Source organism: Microbacterium sp. B24 (assembly GCF_000333415.1).
Taxonomy (GTDB): Bacteria; Actinomycetota; Actinomycetes; order Actinomycetales; family Microbacteriaceae; genus Microbacterium.
This window is the reverse complement of the sequence record NZ_BADB01000110.1, coordinates 1-1,838: the sequence shown is the minus strand read 5'-3', so window position 1 is coordinate 1,838 and position 1,838 is coordinate 1. Positions and strand designations below refer to the sequence as shown.

Annotated in this window: 1 protein-coding gene; it reads left to right on the top strand. The window is 71.8% G+C overall.

Going from position 1 to position 1,838, the window contains the following annotated elements; genetic code table 11:
• Positions 1-41: 41 nt before the first annotated feature.
• On the top strand, positions 42-1,838 hold a 1,797-nt coding region (locus tag I5I_RS02400), incomplete at its 3' end, for a family 78 glycoside hydrolase catalytic domain (RefSeq protein ID WP_239639995.1).

Below are 1,838 nucleotides of genomic sequence, written 5' to 3'. Positions count from 1 at the left end.
CCGTTTCGCCCTCTGAACCCGGGGAGAGCCGATCGGTGCGGGTGCGAGCGCACAGCACCGATGGACGATCGACGACGTGGAGCGATGCGCTCGTCGTCGAGGCGGGCTTCCTCGCCGACGACGAGTGGGTCGCCCTCCCGGTCGGCCTGGCCGACCCGTCGCGCGCAGCGCAGCCCGCCGCGGTGCGCACCCGTTTCATGATCGAGCGCGAAGTCACGCGCGCCGTCCTCTTCTGGACCGCGCTGGGCGTGGCCGAACCGACCGTCAACGGCGCCCCGGTGAGCGACGATGTGCTCTCGCCCGGATGGACCGCCTACCGCGACCGGCTCGTGCACGAGAGCGTCGACGTCACCGCCCTCCTGCGTGACGGCGAGAACGAGCTCGCGGCGACGATCGTGGGCGCCTGGTACACGGAGAAGTACGGCTTCTTCACCTTCACCGACCGCGTCTACGGTGATCAGCCCTCGTGGCTGGCCCAGCTGCGCGTGACGTACGCAGACGGCACGAGCGCGACCCTCGCGGCCACCGGCCCCGACTGGGAGGCGACGGGCGACGGACCCGTCGTCGACAGCGGCATCTACGCGGGCGAACACCAAGACCTGCGCCGGAGCCTCGACGACGCGGCGTGGACGTCGGCGCGCGTCGGCGCGGCGGCGCGGCCCGGCTACGAGAACGTCCCCGTCCCCGAGCCACGGATCGCTCCGCCCGTACGCCGCATCGAGACGCTGCCGGTCGCGGAGGTTCTCACCTCGCCCTCCGGCGCCACGATCCTCGACTTCGGCCAGAACCTGGTCGGGCGCCTGCGCATCCGCGCGCGAGGAGCGGCCGGCACCCGCATCGTCATCCGTCATGCCGAAGTGCTCGATGCGGGTGAGCTGGCTCTTCGCCCCCTGCGCAACGCCGAGGCGACGGCGACGTTCGATCTCTCGGGCGGCGACGACGTGCTGGAGTCGCGTTTCAGCTTCTACGGCTTCCGCTACGCGCAGATCACCGGACTCGACGTCGACCCCGCGGACATCGAGGCCGTGGTGCTGCACTCCGACCTCGCCCGGACCGGATGGTTCTCGGCATCCGACCCGCTCGTGGAGAAGCTGCACGAGAACGTGCGCTGGGGCATGCGCGGCAACTTCCTGTCGATTCCCACCGACTGTCCGCAGCGCGACGAGCGCCTGGGCTGGACGGGCGACATCCAGGTGTTCGCGCCGACCGCGACGTTCCTCTACGACTGCGACGGCTTCCTGACCTCGTGGCTGCGCGACCTGGCGCACGAGCAGGACCGCGACGGCGGGATCGTTCCGGTCGTCGTCCCCGCAGCGCTGCCGTCGTTCGCGGGCGGCGGACCGGTCGCCGCGTGGGGTGACGCCGCAACGGTCGTGCCGAGCGTGCTGTGGCAGCGCTTCGGCGACCGTGACGTGCTCGCCGCGCAGTATCCGAGCATGCGTGCGTGGGTAGAGGCGGTGCGCCGCGATGCGGGCGACTCAGGCCTGTGGGCCGGCCGTATGCAGCTCGGCGACTGGCTCGACCCCGCCGCCCCGCCGGACAAGCCCGGCAAGGCGAAGGTCGACGCCGACATCGTCGCCAGCGCCTACTTCGCCCGGTCGCTGCGCCAGGTCGCTGATGCCGCAGCGCTGCTCGGACACGACGAGGATGCCGAGACCTACGGAACCCTCGCCGAGGCCGCGCGCCGCGCGTTCACCGCGGAGTACGTCACCCCGGCAGGACGCATGATGAGCGATGCTCCGACCGCCTACGCCCTCGCGCTGCAGTTCGACCTCGTCGTCGACGCCGACACCCGCGCCGCGCTCGGTCGGACTCTAGAGGATCCCCGGGACCGAGCT